Origin of the sequence: Streptomyces sp. NBC_00316 (assembly GCF_036158715.1) — a bacterium.
Lineage (GTDB): Bacteria > Actinomycetota > Actinomycetes > Streptomycetales > Streptomycetaceae > Streptomyces.
In genome coordinates, this window is sequence record NZ_CP108023.1 from 2,410,257 (window position 1) to 2,432,084 (window position 21,828).

19 protein-coding genes and 2 pseudogenes are annotated in these 21,828 nt (G+C 68.9%); 12 read left to right on the plus strand and 9 right to left on the minus strand.

Going from position 1 to position 21,828, the window contains the following annotated elements; translation table 11 throughout:
* Positions 1-142: 142 nt before the first annotated feature.
* Positions 143-553 (minus strand): annotated as a pseudogene (locus OG878_RS10640) (flotillin family protein); the annotation flags it as partial.
* Positions 554-1,258: 705 nt separating this feature from the next.
* Between OG878_RS10640 and OG878_RS10645 the strand changes: the two are divergent.
* The 4 genes from OG878_RS10645 to OG878_RS10660 all read left to right on the plus strand — a co-directional run bounded on the left by OG878_RS10645 (position 1,259) and on the right by OG878_RS10660 (position 5,445).
* Positions 1,259-3,169: an NAD-binding protein gene (locus OG878_RS10645; protein ID WP_328886562.1), complete on the plus strand. Its 1,911-nt coding sequence runs from the start codon at positions 1,259-1,261 to the stop codon at positions 3,167-3,169.
* 229 nt (positions 3,170-3,398) lie between these two features.
* Positions 3,399-4,091 carry a glycosyltransferase family 2 protein gene (locus OG878_RS10650; protein ID WP_328886563.1) on the plus strand — a complete coding sequence of 231 codons (693 nt, stop codon included), beginning with the start codon at positions 3,399-3,401 and terminating at the stop codon, positions 4,089-4,091.
* The gene (locus OG878_RS10655) at positions 4,088-4,708 is read left to right on the plus strand and encodes a TIGR04282 family arsenosugar biosynthesis glycosyltransferase (RefSeq protein ID WP_328886564.1); all 621 of its coding nucleotides are present in this window, start codon (positions 4,088-4,090) and stop codon (positions 4,706-4,708) included. Before OG878_RS10650 ends, OG878_RS10655 begins: the two co-directional genes overlap by 4 nt.
* Positions 4,705-5,445 (plus strand): class I SAM-dependent methyltransferase, encoded by a 741-nt coding sequence (locus OG878_RS10660; protein WP_328886565.1) that lies wholly within the window; start codon positions 4,705-4,707, stop codon positions 5,443-5,445. Before OG878_RS10655 ends, OG878_RS10660 begins: the two co-directional genes overlap by 4 nt.
* A gap of 313 nt (positions 5,446-5,758) precedes the next feature.
* Here OG878_RS10660 and OG878_RS10665 read toward each other — a convergent pair whose 3' ends face one another.
* Positions 5,759-6,988, minus strand: coding sequence for a molybdopterin-dependent oxidoreductase (locus tag OG878_RS10665; protein WP_328886566.1), 1,230 nt, complete (start codon positions 6,986-6,988; stop codon positions 5,759-5,761).
* 188 nt (positions 6,989-7,176) lie between these two features.
* Here OG878_RS10665 and OG878_RS10670 point away from each other — a divergent pair, with 188 nt between their 5' ends.
* Entirely contained in the window at positions 7,177-8,517 is a 1,341-nt protein-coding gene (locus OG878_RS10670; RefSeq protein WP_328891203.1) for a hypothetical protein, read from the plus strand.
* A gap of 311 nt (positions 8,518-8,828) precedes the next feature.
* Here the strand turns inward: OG878_RS10670 and OG878_RS10675 are convergent.
* Positions 8,829-9,053, minus strand: a pseudogene (locus OG878_RS10675) (VapC toxin family PIN domain ribonuclease); the annotation flags it as partial.
* 31 nt (positions 9,054-9,084) lie between these two features.
* Here OG878_RS10675 and OG878_RS42245 point away from each other — a divergent pair.
* The 4 genes from OG878_RS42245 to OG878_RS10700 all read left to right on the plus strand — a co-directional run bounded on the left by OG878_RS42245 (position 9,085) and on the right by OG878_RS10700 (position 13,971).
* Positions 9,085-9,600, plus strand: a complete 516-nt coding sequence (locus tag OG878_RS42245; RefSeq protein ID WP_443049250.1) for a hypothetical protein — start codon at positions 9,085-9,087, stop codon at positions 9,598-9,600.
* A gap of 501 nt (positions 9,601-10,101) precedes the next feature.
* The gene (locus tag OG878_RS10690) at positions 10,102-11,406 is read left to right on the plus strand and encodes a molybdopterin-dependent oxidoreductase (protein ID WP_443049090.1); all 1,305 of its coding nucleotides are present in this window, start codon (positions 10,102-10,104) and stop codon (positions 11,404-11,406) included.
* Positions 11,403-12,056: a hypothetical protein gene (locus OG878_RS10695; RefSeq protein ID WP_328886568.1), complete on the plus strand. Its 654-nt coding sequence runs from the start codon at positions 11,403-11,405 to the stop codon at positions 12,054-12,056. The genes OG878_RS10690 and OG878_RS10695 overlap by 4 nt, the downstream gene beginning before the upstream one ends.
* A 61-nt stretch (positions 12,057-12,117) precedes the next feature.
* Positions 12,118-13,971, plus strand: coding sequence for a glycoside hydrolase family 15 protein (locus OG878_RS10700; protein ID WP_328886569.1), 1,854 nt, complete (start codon positions 12,118-12,120; stop codon positions 13,969-13,971).
* Between the two features lie 899 nt (positions 13,972-14,870).
* Here the strand turns inward: OG878_RS10700 and OG878_RS10705 are convergent.
* From OG878_RS10705 to OG878_RS10715, 3 genes are all read right to left on the minus strand, one after another.
* The gene (locus OG878_RS10705) at positions 14,871-15,962 is read right to left on the minus strand and encodes an IS630 family transposase (protein WP_328885146.1); all 1,092 of its coding nucleotides are present in this window, start codon (positions 15,960-15,962) and stop codon (positions 14,871-14,873) included.
* A gap of 291 nt (positions 15,963-16,253) precedes the next feature.
* A complete protein-coding gene (locus tag OG878_RS10710) occupies positions 16,254-16,544 on the minus strand; it encodes a hypothetical protein (protein ID WP_328886570.1) in 291 nt (96 codons plus the stop codon).
* Between the two features lie 29 nt (positions 16,545-16,573).
* Entirely contained in the window at positions 16,574-17,224 is a 651-nt protein-coding gene (locus OG878_RS10715; RefSeq protein ID WP_328886571.1) for a peroxiredoxin-like family protein, read from the minus strand.
* A gap of 106 nt (positions 17,225-17,330) precedes the next feature.
* Between OG878_RS10715 and OG878_RS10720 the strand changes: the two genes are divergently transcribed.
* Both OG878_RS10720 and OG878_RS10725 read left to right on the plus strand, forming a co-directional pair.
* Positions 17,331-17,918, plus strand: coding sequence for a TetR/AcrR family transcriptional regulator (locus tag OG878_RS10720; protein WP_328886572.1), 588 nt, complete (start codon positions 17,331-17,333; stop codon positions 17,916-17,918).
* Between the two features lie 107 nt (positions 17,919-18,025).
* Positions 18,026-18,181, plus strand: coding sequence for a hypothetical protein (locus OG878_RS10725; protein WP_328886573.1), 156 nt, complete (start codon positions 18,026-18,028; stop codon positions 18,179-18,181).
* Positions 18,182-18,343: 162 nt separating this feature from the next.
* Here OG878_RS10725 and OG878_RS10730 read toward each other — a convergent pair whose 3' ends face one another.
* The 3 genes from OG878_RS10730 to OG878_RS10740 form a co-directional block, all read right to left on the minus strand.
* Complete coding sequence (locus tag OG878_RS10730) at positions 18,344-19,018, minus strand: hypothetical protein (RefSeq protein ID WP_328886574.1); 675 nt, start codon at positions 19,016-19,018, stop codon at positions 18,344-18,346.
* A gap of 115 nt (positions 19,019-19,133) precedes the next feature.
* Positions 19,134-19,526 (minus strand): type II toxin-antitoxin system death-on-curing family toxin, encoded by a 393-nt coding sequence (locus OG878_RS10735; protein ID WP_328886575.1) that lies wholly within the window; start codon positions 19,524-19,526, stop codon positions 19,134-19,136.
* Entirely contained in the window at positions 19,523-19,717 is a 195-nt protein-coding gene (locus OG878_RS10740; protein ID WP_328886576.1) for a ribbon-helix-helix protein, CopG family, read from the minus strand. Before OG878_RS10740 ends, OG878_RS10735 begins: the two co-directional genes overlap by 4 nt.
* A gap of 757 nt (positions 19,718-20,474) precedes the next feature.
* Between OG878_RS10740 and OG878_RS10745 the strand changes: the two genes are divergently transcribed.
* Positions 20,475-21,677 carry an IS110 family transposase gene (locus OG878_RS10745; RefSeq protein ID WP_328886577.1) on the plus strand — a complete coding sequence of 401 codons (1,203 nt, stop codon included), beginning with the start codon at positions 20,475-20,477 and terminating at the stop codon, positions 21,675-21,677.
* Positions 21,678-21,828: the final 151 nt, after the last annotated feature.

The following is a 21,828-nucleotide window of genomic DNA, read 5'->3' on the forward strand; positions in this document are numbered from 1 at the left end:
TTCCCGGCTCACCGACGGCTGATCCTAGTCGTCAGGACAGCTATGTGAAGGGCTCCACGACTCCGGTCTTGCCCGCGACGACGATGATGTCGCCCTTCGACGACCGTGTCGGCGGTGGCGTAGGGGACAGGGCTCATGGAGCGACCCCCTCGGCCTCGGCGGCGCCCCGGGCGGAGATGGCCGCGGACTGGGCCTCGCCCTCGATGCGTACGGCGTACGGCGAGCGCCGCACGGTGGGCCTTCTCACCCTCACCGGTGGGCCTGGCCCACTGGGCGTTCGCCTCAGCCTCCCTGACGAGGCTGATACGGCGGCTTGCGGACCTGCGTGTCGAGCTGGCGGCCAGTGACCTGGGCGGGCGGCGACCTTCTTCTGCGCGGTCAGGATGTCCTGTTGGCAGGCGGCATTGTCGGTCTGGGCCCTGATCTCGGCGTGCTTCAGGTAGAGGGTCCGCCGCTGGACGATCGCGATTCTCTTTTCCGCCTTCAGCCGGGTCTGCTCGGCCGACCGGCCGGCTCGCTTCTGGTCATCTCGGCACTCGTACCGGTACCGGGCCCACCGCTCATCAGCCGCACGGGGCTGCTCCTGGGCGTCAGCTTCGTAGCGATCCGAAGTGTGCCTGCGCATTGCCTGGTTCACCGTCGAAGCCGTGCGCGTGCGGCAAGGTCGCGGGCCCGGCGGCTGGGTTCGCGTCGCCGGGAGTGACGGGTGGAACGAACTGGCGGAGTTCAGCGGGGTCGGGCCGTCGCCCTGAAGAGGTGCGTCCGGAGCTTCGCGCGGCAGGTACGGTCTGGCGCGGTGAGATCGTCACCAGGTCCGCGCGCGATACTCACCAGCACACGTCTGACCATCCGGTGGACAGCCCCATCGCGATGGCCTGTGCAGCGCTGCTGCTGCTTCTGACCGGGGTACTGGGTGCATACGCCTGGTGCTGGTGGCTCCGGCACACTGAACGCTGTCTCGTCGAGAGCCCGCCCGATCTGTTCAAGGCCAGACTCACCGCCTTCGGTGTGGGGCGTGACTTCCTGCTGCGGCGCTTGCGACGTGGAGTGCCAACCGGGTGGCTGGCCTGCGCCCCAGTCACTGACGCTCATGGCCGCCCGGCGCTGCAGATGGTGCACAAGTTGCGCCAATGGCCGGTCGGTTGATGAAGTTTGGGTGCGAACGGGCCTTCTACCAGTCGAGATGCCCAGCAAGGGGGGAAGGAAATACATGCCGGTGCTGCCGCCGCAGAGTCATAGAGGACATCAAGTCGGCCACATGGTGGTCTGCGGGGATGACGGGCTCGCCCAACGTCTGGCCACTGAACTGCGGGACGTCTATCGCGAACAGGTTGTCCTTGTCGTCCCCGGCGACCGTGCCGAAGGCCGCCTGGAGGAGCAGCCCGCCGCGCAGTGGCGCGCGGCCGGCTTGATAGGCCGGTTCAGCTCGACAGCCAGAGGTTCCGCCGGCGCCGCACCGGACGACACGAGCGGCGGAGTCCTCCTGCCGATACGGGAGGTCATGTCCGGCTCCCCCACGGAGGCAGCCCTCCTGCGTGCTGGAGTCGACCGTGCCGCGGCGTTGGCCCTGCTGTACGAGGACGACGAGACGAACCTCCGCTCGGCGCTTCTCGCCCGCCGTCTCAACCCCGGTCTTCGGCTCGTGGTGCGCATGTACAACCGCAAGCTTGGTCAGCACATGGAAGAACTCCTCGACCAGGCCGCCCTCGTGGCCATGCCCGGCATGGACCGGGCAGTCCTGGAAGCCTCCACGACAGTGCTCTCGGACGCGGACACCGCCGCACCCGCGCTCGCCGCCACCGCCGTCGCCGGAACCAGCAAGGTCGTCCAGGCAGACGGCTTGCTCCTGCGCGCGGTGGAACGGACACCGCCCGGTCGGGGCGAGGTGCCGGACCCCGGTCTGTGCACGCTGGCGCTGCTGTCGTCGACGACAGCCGATCCCGCGGGTGCCGAGGGCTCCGACGCGAGCGGCACCGTGGGACCGCTGCTCCTGCCCGACGACCGGACCGTGCACACCGCCACGGGACGTGGCACCGTCATTCTGGAAACCGTCCGGCACGCGGCCCCCGCCAGGCCGCTTCGACGTCTCTCCCTTAGGGGCGCTGCGTTCGGCGACCTGTTCTCCGGCCGGCTGCGCTGGGCGCTCGCCGGCATCGTCGCCTCGGTGTTTGCCCTGACCGTGACCACCATCCTGCTCACCGACGCCGACCCCGTGCACGCCGCCTATCTGACCCTGCTCGACCTCTTCTCGATCAACGACCCCGCCGTCGGTGAATCGACCGCCCGTCAAGTCCTGCAACTCCTCTCCGGCCTTGTCGGCCTCGCCCTGCTCCCCCTCCTTGTCGCCGGCGCCCTCGAAGCCCTTGGCACCTTCCGCGCCACCGACGCTCTGCGTCGACCCCCGCGCGGCCTGTCCGGGCATGTCGTGCTGCTCGGTCTCGGAAAGATCGGCGCCCGCGTCCTCGTTCGACTGCGCGAGCTCGAGATCCCGGTTGTGTGTGTCGAGGAGGACCCCGACGCCCGCGGCATCGCGCTCGCCCGCGGCATCGGCGTGCCCGTCGTTCTTGGCGACGTCACTGAAGAAGGCGTCCTGGAAGCAGCCAAGATCCACCGCGCACACGCCTTGCTCGCACTTACCAGCTCGGACACCACGAACCTGGAGGCCACCCTCTCCGCACGCACTCTCAAGACCGACCTGCGCGTAGCACTGCGCCTGTACGACGACGACTTCGCGACCGCCGTCTACCGCACCCTGCGCACCGCGCACCCCGAGGCCCTCACCCGTAGCCGCAGCGTCACCCACCTCGCCGCGCCCGCCTTCGCCGGCGCCATGATGGGCCGCCAGATCCTCGGCGCCATCCCCGTCGAACGCAAGATCCTCGTTTTCGCGGCCCTCCCCGTTGCGGGCCACCCCCAGTTCGAAGGACGTACTGTCTCCGAAGCGTTCCGCCCCGGCGCCTGGCGCATCCTCGCTCTCGACACGTCCGCGCCCGCCGCTCGCCGCCCCGACCTTGCCTCCGCACACCGCGACGGCGAACACCCCCAGCTGCTGTGGGACCTCCACCCCGGCTACGCCCTGCGCCCCGAGGACCGCGTCGTCATCGCCGCGACGCGCGGCGGCCTCGCCGATCTTCTCGGCCGAGGAACCGCACCGAGGAGCACCTGCTAGTCACCGGATCTCGTGGGTCCCGCAAGGAGGCTGCGACGAGGACCTGCGAGGAGGCGGGTCCACCGAGCCCCGGCTTGTGCCCCCAGGGGCGCTCGTACGGCTGTTGCATGCCTCCAGCCCTGCACCACGCCGTTCCCGGTGCCGCCCCTCACCCTCGCCGACCCCGGCGTCCGCGTTTCGTAAGGACCGCATGCCCGAAATGCCTGATTAGCGCTCGTAGGGTGAAGACGTGACCTCACCACCAGACGTCGACGTCGTCCTCCCCTGCCTGAACGAGGCCGACGCACTGCCCTGGGTGCTCGCGCGGATCCCGGACGGCTGGCGTGCCCTGGTCGTCGACAACGGCTCCACCGACGGCTCGGCGGAGATCGCCCGCGCGCTCGGCGCCACCATCGTGCACGAGCCGCGCCGGGGCTTCGGCGCCGCCTGCCACAGCGGACTGGCCGCCGCCGGCGCCGACATCGTCTGCTTCTGCGACTGCGACGCCTCTCTCGACCCCGTGCTGCTCGTGCCCTTCGTAGACGAGATCCGCTCCGGCGAGGCCGACCTGGTTCTCGGGAGGCGCAGTCCCCGAACCCGGAGCGCCTGGCCCGCGCAGGCCCACGCGGGCAAGCTGGCACTCGCGCGCATGCTTCGCCGCCGCACCGGGCTGCGCCTGCACGACCTCGGCCCCTTGCGCGCCGCCCGCCGCGACCCGCTGCTCGCCCTCGGCCTCACCGACCGGCGCAGCGGCTACCCCCTACAGATGGTCGTTCGGGCCGCCGACGCCGGCTGGCGGATCGTCGAGCACGACGTGCCGTACCTGCCGCGCACCGGCGCCTCGAAGGTGACGGGCACCTGGCGCGGCACCTGGCAGGCGGTACGGGACATGAGCCGCGTCCTGCACGAGACCCCCACACCTGCGGGAGGAACCGCACGGTGACCACGCTTCTCGTCATCGCCAAGGAACCCCGGCCCGGGCGCGTCAAGACGCGGCTCACCCCGCCCTTCACCCCCGAGGAAGCCGCGGAACTCGCGGAGGCGGCCCTCGCCGACACTCTGTGCACCGTGGCCGCCGCGCCCGCGTCGCGGCGGATCCTCGTCCTCGACGGCGCCCCCGGCCCGTGGCTGCCGCCCGGCTTCGACGTCGTACCGCAGTGCTCGGGCGGGCTGGACGAGCGGCTGGCGGACGCGTTCGCGCGCTGCACCGGCCCGGCCCTGCTCATCGGCATGGACACCCCGCAGGTGACGCCGGAGATGCTGACCGTGGACTTCACGCGTTGCGACGGGTACTTCGGTTTGGCGGAGGACGGTGGATTCTGGGCGCTCGGCGTGGCCCGCCCCGATCCGGCCCTGTTGCGAGGCGTGCCCATGTCGACGCCGGTGACCGGGGCCGTGCAGCGGGAGCGGCTGGTCGCCGCCGGGCTGCGGGTGCGCGACCTGCCGTGCCTGCGGGACGTCGACACCGCTGCCGACGCCCACGCGGTCGCCGCCCTGGCCCCGCACGGCCGGTTCGCCGTGCGGCTGGCCCGGTGCGCGACGGCGGCGGGCTGCCGATGAGCACCACCGTGCCCCCGTGGGCGGGCGCCGACTCCTACGCCGCCGCCCTGCGCGCCGGACGAGGGCCGCTGTTCTTGCGGCGGGACGACGGCTGGCTGCTGCCGCTGGAAGTGGAACGCTGGTGCGCCCGGGCCGACCAGGTCGACCTGGACGTGCTGGACCGGTGCGAGGGCACCGTGCTGGACGTTGGCTGCGGACCGGGCCGGCTGGTGGCGGAGCTCGCCGCCCAGGGCCGGACCGCCCTCGGTATTGACGTCAGCGAGGCCGCCGTGGACCACACGGCGCGGCTCGGCGGACCGGCGCTACGACGCTCCGTCTTCGAGCCGCTGCCCGGCGAGGGTCGCTGGGGCACCGTGCTGCTCATGGACGGCAACGTCGGCATCGGCGGCGACCCACACGCCCTTCTCGAGCGGGTCGCCGTCCTGCTCGCTCCCGGCGGGTTGCTGATCACTGAGACCGCGCCGGTGGACGTCGACGAACGCGTTCACGTCCACATCACCGACGCTCACGCCACCGTCGGCGCCCCCTTCCCCTGGGCACGGCTCGGCACTCCGGCCCTGCACCGCTATGCGCAGGGCTGGGAGAGGGCCGCTCAGTGGGCAGCAGGCGGTCGGTGCTTCGCCGCCCTGCGCAAACGCAAAGCAAGCAGCAGCGCCGAGCCGCCGAACAGGACGGCGGTGATCAGCATCCAGCGGGCGAGGAAGCCGTCCGGCGACAGCCCCGTGGCGAGCCGGTAACGCCGGTCCACCATCCCGCTGATCAGTGGGAACCACACGAGCAGGAGCAGGCCGGACAGTGCGGCGGGCACGCGGACGTACATCGCCCACTTCCGGCGGCCAGCCGCGCCGAGACCGTGTACCGCTGCCCGGTCCGCCCCCGCGTACAGGGGCAGCAGCACGAGGTCGTGCAGCAGTGCAGCCCCCACGATCCACAGCGCCGCACCGAGCCAGTCGTCCGCAAGCAGCCGCACGCCCGCGTATCCGGCGAGGGCGAACGAGCAGCCGAGCAGCAGCAGTTGCAGAGGGCAGCCGACCGGAACACGCGGAAGCATCACAGGTCTCCGAACGTCATACGGGCCACCCACTTGGTGTTCAGCACGCCGGGCGCGGCGGGCACGATCACGCGGGCGGGATAGCCATGGTCTGGGGACAGCTCTTCGCCGTTGACGTACAGGGCGAGCAGGGAGCGCGGGTCGGCGACCTGGTTGGCACGCAGGGCCGCGTGACGGAAGACGCCGTGCAGTTGGAGGGACTCGACAAGCACATCCGGCGGGTCGCCGTCGTAGCCGACGAGAGCGGCGAGATCACGCAGCCGCACCCCGCGCCACCGCTGGTCGGACGTCGACCAGCCCTCGACGCAGGCGATCGGCAACGCCGAGCTGTGCAGAGGCAGTCGCAGGAGGTCGGCGCGGCCGAGGCGGACTGTGCCCGTGCGTCCCGTGACGACGAGGCGCCAGACGTCCTCCCCCGTCTCCGCCGCGTCGACGCCGGCGTACGCGGCCGTCTTGTTGATCTGGAAACCGTTCGGGCCGCCGCGGGGCTCGGCCCCTCCGTGCGGGGCGAGGAGGGCGGTGCGTCGAAGAGCGTCGAAGTTCTGCCCCACCGTCGTGGCGAACAGCAGTAGCGAGCCGCCCCCGACGAACCACAGCGCGCCGCGCCGGGAGACGGTCGGCTCGGCGGGGCGCGGGGACACCAGGTCGTTCCGCTCCTCCCGCACATGCCGCAGATTGCGCAACGCGGTGGGCATCTTCAACAGTGCGTGGGCCACGAAGGCCGCGAAGAACACCCAGGCCCCGTAGAAATGCAACGGGTAGAAGGAGCCCGGGAAGACGTAGTTCAGCTGGACGTTGAACACACCGGTCACGAACTCGAACAGCCCGCCCCCGACCAGCAGCAACAGGGAGATCCGCTCCAGCGCATGGGTGAGAGAGCGGACCGGCGGTATCGCGAACAGTTTCGGCACCACCGACCACAGCTTGGCCAGCAGGACCGGGACCAAGGTGATGCCAAGGGTCACGTGGAGGCCCTGGTTGAGCCGATACAGCCAGTGGGGATTCGTGGGCCAGGCGAAGAGGTAGAAGCCGAGGATCCCCTTGTCGGGCGTCTTGTCGTTCACCGGCGACAGGCCCGGGTTGTAGGCGGCGTACGAGACAAGGCCCGTCACGAACAGCACCGTGATGCCGACGAGCAGGACGACGCCGAGGACGGACGTGAACCAGGGGCCGCGCAGGGGGCTGCGCCAGAAGCCGGGGGAAGTAGGGAGCCATGGATCGTCTCGCATGGTCCGACCGTAGGCCGGGGCACCCCTGGTGGAGGGCGCGCGACCCATGACGAAACGCTGACGTCCGGCCCGGACGGCAGTGTGTGGACGTCCGCCCGGCCTAGCGTTCCGGATGTGACCCGCCCCCTGCCTTCCGCCGAGCCTCGCGCCCCCGCTCCGGCGGCCCGTCCCGCGACCTCCGCCTTGACCTGTACGCCGCCGGGGCCGCCGCCCTGCTGGTGACGGCGGCCGTGCTGATCGGCCGCCGCATCCAGGACACCCACCACACACTCATCGTCGGCTGGCCCCCGGTGCTGGGGTCCTGGGGACCGCACGTCGGCCCCGGCACCCCGGCGGCGGCACTCGTCGCAGCTGTCACCGTGGCCTACGGCCCCGCCCTCGCGGCCCGTCTACCCTGGCGCACCCTGCTCCCCCTGGCCTGCGGCACGTCCATGGCCTGGATATTCTCCCTCGCCCTGATCGACGGCTGGCACCGCGGCATCGCCGTCCGCCTCACTACGCGCAACGAATACCTCCAGGTCATCGACCGCTTCCACAGCATCCCGGCCGCCCTGCACGACTTCACCCACCACATCCTGCTCCACTCCCCCGACAACTGGCCCGCCCACATCGCCGGCCACCCCCCGGCCGCCACCCTCACATTCGTCATGCTCGACCGACTCGGCTTGGGCGGCGGCGGCTGGGCAGGAGTGTGGTGCATCACGGTCGGCGCGACGGCCTGCGTGGCCGTGCTGGTCACGATCCGCGCAGTGGCCGACGATCGCCTGGCACGACGGGCGGCCCCCTTCCTGGTCCTGGCACCCGCCGCGGTGTGGGTGGGCACCTCGGCCGACGCCTACTTCGCGGCGGTGGCGGCCTGGGCGGTGGCCCTGCTGACGCTCGCGGTCACCCGGGGTTCCCTCTGGGCAGCCGGGGCGTCCGGACTGTTGTTCGGCCTGACCTGCTACCTCTCTTACGGCCTCACGCTCGTCGCGCTCATCGGCGCGGCGGTGCTGATACTCGGTCGGCACCGGGTCCGGGAGCGCCCTGTACTGCTGGTGCTGTTGCTCGCCGGGGCGGCCGTCGTACCGATGGCGTTCACGCTCGCGGGATTCGACTGGTGGGAGGCGTACCACCTGCTGGTCACCCGCTACTACCAGGGCGCGGGCGGTATTCGCCCCTACGGCTACTGGGTGTGGGCAAACCTCGCCTGCACCGTGTTCATCACCGGGCTGGCGACCGCGGCCGGCCTGCGGCGGACGGGTGCGGTGCTCGTGCGGGGGCGCAGCGACGCCCTCGCCAGCCCGGACGGCGCGCACGACCGGGTCCCGGCCGACGCCCGCCTCGCTCTCCTCGTGGCCGCCGCCCTTCTCGCCCTGCTGGTCGCCGACCTGTCCGGGATGAGCAAGGCCGAGACGGAGCGCATCTGGCTCCCTTTCGCGATGTGGCTGCTCCCGGGCTGTGCCTTCCTCACCCGCCCCAGCGCCTGGCTCACCGCGCAGGCGGTGCTCGCGCTGCTCCTCAACCACCTGCTGATGACCGGCTGGTGATCCCGGCGGCGGTGCCTGGCCCCGACAGCGGCGGGGGGGGGTGATGTCGGGTGACGGGTACTGCCGCCGTTGTCGAAGGTGCCTGACACGCTGCGCGTCATGACCTCGAGCGATCGTTTCGTACCACGGCACCTTGCCCTCTGCGCGATCCCGACGCCCTGAGTGCCCGGCTGGGGCCCTCCGCACGGAACCCACCGCGCGTCCTTGAACGAGTGGGTGCAGCGGCTTGAAGCCGGGCTGCGTTGCAGCGGCAGGCCCTTGAGCGTCACCACCGACAGAAACAACGACACGACCGGACCCCGCCGACACCAGAGAGGAAGATCGTCGGGCAGCACCCGGAATGCCTTGCAAGGACCCAGCGGACCCACAGCGCGAAGGTCGCGGCGGTCAAGGGTGAGGACGGCGTCAGTGTCGTAGTCAACGGCGAGGGCTGCGTTCATCGCACCCGCCAGGTCCAAGTAGAGATCGCGGTAACGGGTACGCAATGACTGGGCGACCCCCAGGTGGTCTTCTGCGATCTCGGGCACAGCGATACGGCATCGACGCATCCCTATCAGCATCGCCTCGATCCAGGGCCGCGCCCGGGGCGGCAGTGACGAACTCACCCTCGCCTGCGACCTGCGCTACGTCGGCCGCGAGAGCGCCGTGTTCGGCCAGCCCGAGGTCGCCACCGGCATCCTCCCGGGCTGGCAGCACCGAACGCCTGCCTCGCCTGGCCGACCGCGACCGCGCCCTCGAAGTACTCCTGAGCAGCCAGGACTACGACGCCGACACCGCCGAACGGTGGGGCTGGATCAGCGGCCTCCCCCACGACGAACTCGACGGCGTCGTCGACGAACCGGCGGCCCGCCTCGCCTCCTTCGACAAGCCGGCCCGCCACCAGCTACGCCAACTACTTCGCCTCCCTCGGCCGGCCCGGTTTCCGGGTACACACCGCCCGCTTCGGCGTTCTCGCCGGCGCCGTACACGGAACGGGCCCGGTCGAGCAACCCGTCGCCGTACCAACCGGCGGGGCGCGACAGTCGGAGCGTCGGGCGGTCGTCGGCACGCTGCAGCGCGCTCAGGTCCGGCACGTTGCCGTGAAACAGAGTGCAGGTCAGCACAGGAGACCACAGACGGGCGGCTCAGCGATGCGGTCGACGTGACGGTCGTCTGCCGCTTCCTCGCCCGTATCTTTGGGGACTTCGATCAGAGGATTCCCCTTGTCGTCTTCGCCCACCTCGCCGCGTCACCTGACACTTCTAAGTGAAGATGCGGGCGATCTCCCGCCAGCCGCGAGGTGAATCCCGGCGCGGGAAGTAGGACCTGAGGTCAGCGAGCCTGCGACGGTCGGAAGGGCGGCGCTGCCGATCCCCACCCCGAGCAATACCGACGAGGAATCCAATGAGCGACACGCAGGGCAGGGATGAGACTCCCGATGAGGCCGGGTCGGTGGGGGGCGGGGACGGGGCGGCCCGCCGTGGCGCGGAGGGGGATGCCGTGGCGGGGCGGTCGGGTGCGTCGGCCGGGCGTGCGAATGGCGCGGCGCCATCCGGCGGAGAGCGGGAGCCGACGGCTTCGGCAGCGGGCGAGGCGCCGAGCGGGGTGGGGGTGAGGGTTGCTGGGTTGTTGCGGGAGGGGCCACCGGTGGGTCCGACGCGGCCGGAGTTCTGGCGCAGTCCGCTGCGCGGGCCGTGGCTGACGTCGGTTTTCGGTGCGGTGCTGCTCGTGGGCATTCCGGTTCTGTTCGTGACCGGGCTGCTTTCCTACGCAGCCTACAACCCGGATCTCGGTGGTAATGACAAGACGCCGGACAGGGGGTGGCTGGGCTTCTACCTGTTCGCGTGGCCCACACATCCCTACTGGCTCTACCGTCTCACCCAGGGCATCCATGTCACGCTCGGGATCGTGCTGATCCCGGTGCTGCTGGCGAAGCTGTGGTCGGTCATTCCCCGACTGTTCTCCTGGCCACCGGTGAAGTCGATCGCCCATGCGATCGAACGGCTGTCTCTACTGCTGCTCGTCGGCGGAGTGTTGTTCGAATTTGTCACCGGTGTCCTCAACATCCAGCTCGACTACATCTTTCCCGGTTCCTTCTATCCGCTCCACTTCTACGGTGCGTGGGTTTTCATCGGAGCGTTCGTCGTCCATGTCACCTTCCGTATCCCGCTGATGGTCCGGATGCTGCGCGGCGGCGGGCTCCGCGAGGAACTGCGCGGGCCGGCCGGCAACGGCACGGCAGGACCTCTCGACGAGGAGAGTCTGGTGACCCCGCGACCCGCGGCACCGACGATGTCCCGACGGGGTGCGCTGGGCACGGTGGGGGCGGGTTCCCTCCTGCTGCTCGCGATGACGGCCGGGCAGAGCATCGGTGGTTCGCTCAGAGTGACCGCGCTACTGGCTCCACGCGGTCAGAACCCCGGGCCGGGACAGAACGGGTTCCAGGTCAACAAGACCGCGGTCGGCGTCGGCATCCGGCCCGAGGACGTGGGGCCCGCATGGCGTCTTGTCGTGCGGGGCGTCGCCGGCCGCGAGAGAATCCTCACCCGCGCCGAGGTCCTGGCCCTGCCGCAGCACCGGGCAGCGCTACCCATCGCCTGCGTGGAGGGCTGGTCCACCGAAGATCAGGAATGGAGCGGGGTGCGCCTGGCCGACCTGGCTGCACTCGTAGGCTACGAAGGATCCCCGCCGGGGGTGTTCGTCCAGTCCGCCCAGCGAAGCGGGTCTTTCCGCTCCACCACCTTGCGCGACAACCAGGTCCGCGACCCCCGGGCCCTGCTGGCCCTGCGGGTCAACGGAGCCGATCTGTCACCGGACCACGGCTATCCGGCCCGGATCATCGTCCCCGCCAACCCTGGCGTCCACAACACGAAATGGGTCACCCGTCTCACCTTCGGAGACAGCACATGAACCGATTCAGGGAGCATTACGGGTCCTCACCGCTCCACCTGCTGCTCGTGCTGGCCTCCTTCGCCCTGACCGGCTACGCCGGAATCCGGCTACTTGGCGGCGGCGAACCACTGATGGTCGTTGTGTGGTTCATCGGCGCTGCTCTCCTGCACGACCTTGTCCTGCTCCCCCTGTACACCGTCACCGACCGCGCCGCCCAGACACTGTTGGGCGATCGCAGAGAACCCGAAACCCACCACAACACCCACCCCCCGACAAGGGGATGGATCAACTACCTCCGTGTCCCGGTGTTCCTCTCCGGCATCCTGCTCCTGACCTACTTCCCCCTGATCCTGGGCCGGGTAGATCGCTTCACGGCCTACACCACTCTTCCCGATGACGTATTCCTCGGCCGCTGGCTACTCATCACCGCCGTGCTTTTCGCGCTCTCCGCACTCGTCCTCCTCATCCGGATGACAAAATCCCGCCCGACACCGTCCGGACAGGCACCAGAGCCCGGGCCCGGGACCGGGACCAAACCCGGAACGGCACCTGGACCCGGACGTGGAACCGGACCCGAGCCGGCGCCCGAATCCGAGCCCAGTCCCAAACCTCCACCCGGAACCGAACCCGGCCAGGGACCTGGCCTCGGCCAGGATTCCGCGCCATGACAACGCCCCCTTCATCACCATGCTCACGGTGCGCGGCCCCCGATCACGCCGTACGGCTGCCATGAGCACTCGCCCGATCGGTGACTACGCGCTCCTGTCCGACTGTCGTTCGGCCGCCCTCGTCGGTAGGGACGGTTCGATCGACTGGCTTTGCCTGCCGCGTTTCGACAGTCCCGCGGTTTTCGGCCGTCTGCTCGACGAAGACGCCGGGCACTGGTGGATCCGTCCCCGCGGTCACGTCGAGGTCAGCCGTCGTTACCTCACAGACTCCATGGTGTTGGAGACCACTTTTCGTACCGCGACCGGCACAGTGGTTCTTCTCGACGCACTCGCCATGGGACAGAGGGAACGCGCACACGCACTGGGCACGTCGTCTCCCGGCATCCTGCTGCGTCAAGTCACCTGCACCGACGGCTCGGTGACCCTGGAGACCAGCTTTGCGCCGCGCCCGGAATTCGGGCTCATCCACCCCCTGATGACAGCTGTGCGTGGCGGCCTCTCCGCTTATGGAGGTGCGCGTCGCCTCGTGCTGTCGGCCCCGCCCTCGCTGGAAACACACGGGTCCACCGCGCGCGGTGAGTTTGCGATGCGGGCAGGGCAGCGGCTTGGCTTCGCCCTGCAGTCCGTGTCCACGTGGGGTGATGCCGAGCCCGTCCCTTGGCGAGCAGGGCAGATCCGCCGCCGTCTGAACGACACCGCCAAGTGTTGGCGCTCGTGGGCAGCAGCCCATCAGGGATACCGCGGCCCCTGGCAGGAACAGGTCGGTCACAGTGGACGCGTACTGCAGGCCCTGACCTTCGTCCCCACCGGCGCCATCGTCGCGGCAGCCACCACCTCGCTGCCAGAGAGCATCGGCGCGGACCGTAACTGGGACTACCGCTACACCTGGGTACGCGACGCCAGCTTCACCCTGCAAGCGCTGTCCATCGCCGCCTGCGCAAAGGAGAAGGCCGCATTCTTCGGGTTCCTCGCCCGAGCCGCGGCCACACAGTTGGAACGCGGCATGGACCTCCAGGTGATGTACGGCGTCGGCGGCGAGTGGGACCTCAGCGAACGCACCCTGCCCCATTTGAGCGGCTGGCGCGGCAGTGCACCAGTACGCACGGGTAACGACGCCTGGCACCAGCGTCAGCTCGATGTCTACGGCGAACTGCTTGACGCAGCCCACCGGACACTGCCTCAGGGCGGATGGCTCGATCCGCCCCTGCGGACGTTCCTGATTCAGGCCGCCGAGGCTGCCGCCCGCCGATGGAGGGAACCCGACCAGGGCATCTGGGAAATGCGCGGACCCAGCCGTCATTTCCTCTACTCGAAGCTCATGTGCTGGGTCGCACTCGACCGTGCCATCAGCCTCGCCCCCGCCCTCGGAGCAACCGCCACTGGCGTCGCTGCGTGGCAGGGCATCCGGAACGAGATCCGAACAGCCATCGAAACCCGCGGTTGGAGCGAGAGAATGGGCGCCTTCACCCAGTCGTTCGGCAACGACGAACTCGACGCCTCGGCCCTCATGGTGCCACTGGTCGGATTCCTACCCGGCGACGACCCTCGCGTCCGCTCCACCGTGGCCGCGGTCGCCACTCGACTCACCGACGCACGCGGACAGGTACGCCGCTATCTCACGGACGACTTCGCAGCCGAGGAAGGATCATTCCTCCTGTGTACCTTCTGGCTCGCCCACGCACTGGCGCTTACCGGCGACGTGACCCGAGCCCGCGAGGTCTTCGAAAGCGCGCTCGCCTGCGCCAACGATGTCGGACTTCTAGCGGAGGAGGTATGTGCAGCCACGGGAGAAGCACTGGGCAACTACCCGCAGGCATTCAGCCACATCGGCCTGATCAACGCCGCCGGGGCCATCGACCAAGCGGAACGTGGAGAAGCCACCCGAATTGCTGGTAGACATCCCAGCGGATGGTGACCCCGGCCGACGACGCCGACCGCATGGCAGCTCGTGGGATCCGGGTCTCCGGGCCTGACGCTCAAAGGCGGGCGCACCGGGCAAAGACTCGTCGACCGTAGGCATCCGTAGGATACGGATGAACCGATCCGGGTTCGGTGCAGGGCCCATTGGCTCCATCCGCCGGTTGCAGCCGGTGTCGAGCGTGAGAGTTGGACTCGTGCTCGGGACGTCGCCGATTGCGGTGCGGAGGCGCTGGTTGTTGAACCAGCGGCCCACTCCGCGGTGGCAAGTTCAACTCGCCGAGGCCGTACCAGGGCCTGCGGGGTTTGATCGACTCCGTTTCGTAGAGGCCGATCTGGGACTCCATGAGCGCCTTGTCCAGGGCGTCACCCGGTGGACAGAAGGCCAGGAAGCAGGTAGCCACATCGACACCTCCGCCGTGCTCACGTGTATAAACCCGCTTGGCAGGCGCCAGACCGCGGTACCTACAAGGTCAATTGCGGTCCGAAGCCTGAACTCTTCAGCCTGGCCCAGAACCGATCGCGGATTCCTACCAGCCACAGGGTTACTGTCGTCCCGTTCAGCCCGACGTAAAATCCGCCGTGGCCAGCTCCAGCAACGGCCCGCCACAGGAGCGGCCGCACAAGGGCCAGATAAACGCAGACTACTTCGAAGCGGAGCCATGCAGCGCGGGATCGCCGACTGGCAACCCCGGTGATCCCGCTGATCATTGAGGGTCCACCGCCACGACCAGCCCATACGTTGAGAGGCATCGCCGGGGCAACCATCAACTCGACGCCCCTCACCAGCGCTTCACGCCGCTGCGTAGCTCGTGCGGAGCAAGTCCCGAGCGCGCTCCAGATCTCCTGGGTACACAGCAGCCTTCTAGTGTCCCGAGTCTTAGGAGCACTACATATCTAGGATTTGGGGTTCGGCAGGCGGTTCAGGTAGCCGGCGAGGCGTTCGAAGATCTCGTCGGCGGATCTGGTCCAGGTGAACGGCTTGGGGTCTTCGTTCCAGTGGGCGATCCAGTCGCGGATGTCCTTCTCCAGCGCTTGTACGTTCTTGTGGACGCCGCGGCGTATCTGCTTGTCCGTCAGCAGTCCGAACCAGCGCTCGACTTGGTTGAGCCAGGACGAACTGGTGGGCGTGAAGTGCATGTGGAAGCGCGGGTGCGCGAGCAGCCATTTCTGGATGGCGGGGGTCTTGTGGGTGGCGTAGTTGTCGCAGATCAGGTGGACGTCGAGCTCGGCGGGGACCTCCTTGTCGAGCTTGGCGAGGAACTTCTTGAACTCGGCGGCGCGGTGGCGGCGGTGCAGGGAGCCGATGACCTCGCCGGTGGCGGTGTTGAGCGCCGCGAACAAGGTGGTGACGCCTCCGCGCAGGTAGTCGTGGGTGCGGCGCTCGGGCATGCCGGGCATCATCGGCAGCACCGGGGCCGAGCGGTCCAGCGCCTGGATTTGCGATTTCTCGTCGACGCAGAGCACGATGGCGCGCTCGGGCGGATCGAGGTACAGGCCCACAACGTCGCGGACCTTCTCGACGAACTGTGGGTCCTTGCTCAGCTTGAAGGTGTCGACCTGGTGCGGCTTGAGGCCGAAGGTGCGCCATATCCGTGAGACCGTCGACTGGCTCAGCCCGCTCTGCTTCGCCATCTCGCGCGTGGACCAGTGCGTGGCGCCCTTCGGCGTCGCCTCCAGGGTCCGCACGATCACGTCCTCGACCTGCTCGTCGGTCACCGTGCGCGCCGGGCCCGGCCGCTTCTCGTCGGCCAGGCCCTCCAGCCGGTTGGCCGCGAACCGCTTCCGCCATGTGGCCACCGTGGTCGGGTGGATCCCGAGGTCCGCGCCCACCGCAGTGTTCGACAACCCGTCAGCGCACGCGAGGACGATCCGGCAGCGCAAGGCCAGAGCCTGCGCGGACGTCGCCCGCCGTGACCAGCGCAGCAACGTCTCCCGCTCGTCATCCGTCAGGACCACTTCGACCGTCGGCCGACCCATGCGCGCCATGAGCCAAGCATACTTCTAAAGCTTTCCTAAGACTCGGGACACTAGGCGTCGCCACCGACATCGAGCGGCGCCTGGGCCACTGCCTCGGCGTCTTCAACCAGTAGGGCGTCGCGCCGGCCGACGCATGGGATGCACGCCGCGCGCATTCCTCGGTGAAGCGGCAACAGCAAACAAACGGGGCGAAGGCATGCAGTACTGCCACGACCACGGTCCTCGCAAGTGGTACGCCCGCGAACTGCCCGATCGCGAGGCGGTATTGGACGCGCTCTCCGGCCTGCACCCTGACGCAACCTATGGCCTGTAATGGTGGCGCCGAAGCAGTGGGGTGAGGCGTACACCGGGGACGGCGCAGAGGGGCCGGTCCTCGATCTTCGGCACGACAAGAGCGGGGCCCGGGTACGGGTGGCCGTCGAGTACGAGCAGGGGCATACGCTCCTGTCCCCCACCGATGGCGGGCAGCAGATCGAGCTTGTTCTGGAAGTGGTGGACCAGGACCCCCGGGGCTCCTACATGCTGAGCATGTGTCCCGCGAGGCCGGTGGACCGCTTCCTTGACCGCTTCGCCGAGCGTCCCTGTAGGCACGAGACGCCCCGAAAAGGCCGATCGCCCTGTCAGCGCCCCAGGGCGTCGAGCGCGGCCAGGATGTCGGAGGGTTCGGCGCGGGTGGTGTAGTCGGTATTGACGAAGGCCCAACGGATGACGCCGTTCTGGTCGATGACATAGGTCGCCGGGAGGGGCAGGGTGCGGGCGTGGCCGCCGTTGGCGTGCTGGAGGTCGATGCCGAAGCCCCGGTAGACCTCGGCAAGGTCGTCGGGGAGGTCGAAGGCGAGGCCGTACTGCTTGGCGACGTCGGAGCCGAGGTCACTGAGGACGTCGAAGGCGAGGCCGTGCTTCTCAGTCAGGGACAGGGACTCGTCCGGGATCTGCGGGGAGACAGCGACGAGGCGGGCGCCGCGAGCCGTGATGTCGCCATGGTGCTGCTGGAGGGCGCGCAGGGCGAGGTTGCAGTATGGGCACCAGGCACCCCGGTAGAAGGTGAGCACGACCGGCCCGGACGCGAGGAGGGTGCGCAGGGCGACCGGGTCTCCGGTGGCGGCAGGGAGGGTGAAGTCGGGCGCCGCGTCGCCGGTGTTGAGGGCATGCTCGGCCTGGCCGGAGTCGGCAATGTCCCGGCCGGCCCGGTTCATGATCTCGCGAATGCGGGCCGGGATCTGCTCCTGCCGGCTCTCGTAGAAGGCGCGCAGTTCGGCGTTGAGACTCATGAGTGCTCCCTGACGGAATCTTGAAACGTCCATTCCAGGTTAGCGCCGCACTCGCTCCCCGGCCAGAGGTATCTTGGAACTGTCGTTACAACTTGAGGGGCGCGCGATGGCGGACATCAAGCACTTCGATCCCGACACGGTCCTGGACACGGTCGTCCGGCTCTTCTGGAAGCAGGGGATGGCCACGACCGGCATCCAGGACATCGTGAACGTGACCGGGCTCAACCGCTCCAGCCTCTACGCAACGTTCGGCGGCAAGCAGCAGCTCTACATGGCCGCCCTGGAACGCTACGTGGACGAGAGGTCGCGTCCGAATCTCGGACGCCTTGCAGAGGACGAACGGGGACTGCCCGCCGTCGAGGAGTTCTTCGAGAACCTGATCGCGACGCGCTGCACCGGCGAGTACGCGGGCTGGGGCTGCATGGTCTCCAACGCCCACGCCGGCGCCGAGAACAGCGAGGCGGACGTCCGCACGATCCTGGACCATCAGCACCACCGACTCCGCGCCGCCCTGCGTGACGCGCTCACGGCGGCGAAGTCGAAGGGGCAACTCGGCCCAGGTGCAGAGCCCGAGTCAGCGGCCGAAGTCCTGGCCCTCCTCGCCCATGGCGTGAACCTCCGCTCGCGCGCCGGGGCCGATGAGGGCCAGCTGCGCAGGACTATAGGTGCAGCGCTCACGGCCCTCACTGCCTGAGGGATCGACCTGGCGCCCCTTGATGCGGCCAGGCATTCAGCTTCAGCCAGACTTGCCCTCCTTGACCGGCGCATCGCTCAACCAGACCCGCAGAGGGGCCGTCGCTCGTGTCCAGCCCTTCGATGCGCAAGGTGCAGGTGCCGTCCGGGAGACGGACGCCGGTCGCCGACCTTCTCAGGCGAGGGCAGAGCGACGGCGCGCTCTCGTCGGCCCTGGACGCAGCAGTGGAGGCCGCCCGCCTGCTCGTCCTCTCCCCGGGTTGAGCACCAGCGTCCTGGTCGGGCAGCGGGCGAGGCGATGGACGTCCTGGGCTACCACCTCGACCGGCTCTTCGGCCGCCTCTGACACCGGCCGACGTCGCGTGGCGGCGCCTATCGAAGCGCGGACGGCAAGTCGCGATGGACCGACCCGGTCGCCGTTGACTGTCAGGCTCGGGCGTGATCGTCTTCGCTCAGACGCTCACACAGAGCGTGGCCGAACTCTTCGGCTCGACCCAACTGCTTGCGCAGGTCGGCGACGCGCTCGGCGGCCGCCTGCTCGAAGTGGCGTACGCGCTCGAGGAGTTCCTCGCGCTCGTCGCCCTCCGGCGGCGGAGTCGCGTCCAGGCGGTCGGTGGCGTCCAGCAGGTCCCGCATCTGGTCCAGGGTGAAGCCGAGCCCGCGTGCGCGATGTGTGAGCAGACGGTCAGCACCAGGCGGCACGATCAGGAACCGGCACCCGAGCCGCACGACGCTGAACAGGAAGAACAGGACCGCGCCGCACCGTCTGGCACCACCCGGCAGGGCTCGATCCCACCCCCAGTGCCGGTGTCGCAGGATCGAACCCTGCCGGGACCACCAGGCAAATGCCCCCGGATCGATCATGGTCCGGGGCATCTGACACTGCCGCGCTTGTGCAGAAGGTTCCGAATCACGCGGGCGCCTTGTCAGCGAGGCCCACGTCCGGCCTGGTGCGGTGCCGTCCTCACAGTCGGCGAACGCGCAGGCGGGCCGCGACATCGGCAGAGGCAGGAGCGTCGCCACCTCCTCACGGTTGCTGTCACCACCGGACAGGCCGGGCCGGCAGCGGGCATCAGCCGCAAGATGAATCTTGATGGTCACCCCGCCGCGGGACCGACCGACGGCAGGGTCGGCCCCGTCGACCGGCTGATCCAAACGAAACTGCCAGGTGCGTGAGGCTGGGCACGCGCGTGCCCAGCCCATCCGTCGTCGTACGTCAGGAGACGGGGAACCAGGCCGACAGGCGCTTGGCGATGGCCGGTACATCGACGTTGTCCTGCGCGACTTCCTCGACGAACGGGCCGGCAACAGAGACGGGTGGCGGGACGGCACTGGCGCTGACGCCGTTGAACCGCAGGAAGACACGCATGGCAAGCCAGGCGGTGCGCTTGTTGCCGTCGATCAGCGCGTGATTGCGGGCAACAGAGTGCAGCAGCGCCGCAGCCTTCTCGTGCAGCGTGGGATACAACTCGGCTCCGAACACGTTGGTCCGGGGCCGTTCGATCGCTGACACCAGAAGCCCCATGTCGCGCACGCTGTGCTCCGTACCGTTGACCTTGCGAGCGATGGCCAGGATCTCGTCGATCTGGATGTAGCGCACCTCGGTCACTTCAGGTAGTCCAGGATCTCCGCATCACTGTCCATGAGCTCGGCCAGGACGTCACCGACCTTGAGCTCGGCCCGGTTCTGGGCGTCCCGGATAGCCTCGATGGCGAGTTCCTGCTTGCTGCGGCCCTCGCGACGGGCACGCTCGGTGAGCTTCGCGTCAAGGTCGTCTGGGAGTCGGAGTGTCATCGCCATACAGCCATGATACCGGGCTGGTATCTAGGTGGCGAGGTGGTACCAACCGCTCAAGACCTCGGACTACGGCGCCACGTTCCGTGGCTCTGACGGGCCGCGCTCCCGGCTCCAGGCCGGGATCGGCTCGCGCCACTGCTGGAAAGGTGCAGCGGGACGCCCGTGCCGGAGTCCCCCCGTGCGGATGGTCCGGTCGGCACAGCCGCGGCCGAAGAGGTCCGGGAGGTTGAGCCTTCCGCTTCGAGCGTCATCCGAGCGTCAAGAATTTCCGAATGAGACCCTGAGGACGTCGCCGCTGCCGTCCCATCCCTCATAAATTCGCAGGTCAGGTGGCCTACAAGGGTCAATCCGTCCGCTCGACCCGCTGCACAGAGGGAAACAGGTCGAGCAACCCACCCACTCCACAAAACCGCAGGTCAGGCACCCTTGTCCGCAGGCTCAAGAGTCGCCACGCACTCCACGTGCGACGTCATCGGAAAGATGTCGGCATGAGTGATCTCCAGGAAAGCGCAGGTCAGAGACCCGTTACCGTTTTCGTGGTCCCGCAATGGGACTCCCGGCCTTCGAGCCCGGCATGACTTGAGCCCCTTGTCGATCATGGTCGAAAAAGTGGTGTCACCGGCCTCGGAGGCATTGGCAGACCGCTGATCAGGGGCATGACCGCTCATTCCGTACCGGGATGAAGCAGGCCTTCGTAACGTGGATGCCGGCACGCTGATGCCACAGGTGAGGCCGGGGAAAACGCCGCTGGGGAGGGTACGTGAACGGCTCGGGCGAGATCGATGTCTACCTCGGTCTGGATGTCGGGAAGGGCGAGCATCACGGCACCGCCCTCACTCCAGCAGGCAAGAGAGTCTTCGACAGGCCACTGCCCAACAACGAGCCGCGGCTACGCGAGCTGTTCACGAAGCTGCAGGCCAAACACGGCACAGTGCTTGTAGTTGTGGATCAGCCGGCCTCGATCGGCGCGCTGCCGCTGGCCGTGGCTCGCGATGCGGGCTGCCGCGTTGCCTATCTGCCGGGTCTGACGATGCGGCGGATAGCTGATCTCTATCCGGGTGAGTCCAAGACCGACGCGCGTGACGCGGCGGTCATCGCGGACGCCGCCCGCACCATGCCGCACACCCTGCGCGATCTCGCGCCGAACGACGAGACGATCGCAGAGCTGGAGATGATTGTCGGCTTCGACGACGACCTCGCCGGCGAGGTGACACGCACCAAGAACCGCCTGCGCGGACTCCTCACCCAGATTCACCCCTCACTCGAGCGGGTCCTGGGCTCGCGGCTCGACCACCCGGCCGTGCTGGTTCTCCTTGAACGCTATGGCTCACCAGCCCAGTTGAGGAAGGCCGGCCGACGACGGCTGGTATCCCTGCTGCGACCCGCGGCTCCGCGCATGGCCGAACGTCTCGTCGAAGACATCTTCGCCGCACTGGACGAGCAGACCGTGGTCGTTCCGGGCACCGACGCTGCCGCACTGATCGTGCCCAGCCTCACCGGCTCCCTCCGGACCGTGCTCGACCAGCGGAAAGTCCTCGCTACCAAGATCGAGGAACTGCTGGAGGCCCACCCTCTTTCCCAGGTCCTGATCTCGATGCCCGGCATCGGTGTCAGGACCGCAGCCCGGATCCTCATCGACGTCGGCGACGGCAGCAACTTCAAGACCGCCGCACACTTGGCCGCCTACGCTGGCCTGGCTCCTGCCACCCGCAGATCCGGCTCGTCCATCCGGGGTGAACACCCCTCCCGACGAGGCAACAAACAACTCAAGAGAGCCTTCTACCTAGCCGCCTTCGCATCGCTGTCGCAGCCGGACTCACGCGCCTACTACGACAAGAAACGCCGAGAAGGCAAGCACCACGTCGCAGCCATCATCTGCCTGGCCCGGCGCCGCATCGACGTGCTCTTCGCGATGCTCCGAGACGGCACGTTCTACGCGCCCGCACCCATCGCCGCAGCTTGACGAAAACCATAGGGGCACTTTTTGGGCTGCTCACCCTGCGCGCGGGCACCCGGAGCGTCGCACGAGCGTCACGGCCGACAGTCGAAGAACCTCTGACAAGGCTGACCGAGGTGCGCTCCCGCAGCGCCCGCTGGGCCACCGCTACCACGCC